Origin of the sequence: Alteromonas sp. 14N.309.X.WAT.G.H12, assembly GCF_036697315.1 — a bacterium.
Classification (GTDB): domain Bacteria; phylum Pseudomonadota; class Gammaproteobacteria; order Enterobacterales; family Alteromonadaceae; genus Alteromonas.
The window spans coordinates 1-274 of sequence record NZ_JBAHZB010000273.1; the positions used below are offsets into that span (position 1 = coordinate 1).

Consider the following 274-nt stretch of genomic DNA (forward strand, 5'->3'; position numbering starts at 1 on the left):
GTGGTGGAGCTAAGCAGGATCGAACTGCTGACCTCCTGAATGCAAATCAGGCGCTCTCCCAGCTGAGCTATAGCCCCATCGAACTACTTAACTTTCTACACGATGGTTAATCGTTGTATTTCTTGCTTAAACAAGGCAGTTTAACGCGTCGTGTGCGAAGGGCACATAAGCGTTGAACTAACGCAGTATAAGGAAGAAATTGGTAGGCTTGGGCAGACTTGAACTGCCGACCTCACCCTTATCAGGGGTGCGCTCTAACCAGCTGAGCTACAAG

The 274-nt window shown here is 49.3% G+C and carries 1 tRNA gene; it reads right to left on the reverse strand.

The features are described from left to right. Position 1 precedes the first annotated feature (1 nt). Positions 2-77: transfer RNA gene (locus tag V5298_RS20950), tRNA-Ala, on the reverse strand. Positions 78-274 lie beyond the last annotated feature (197 nt).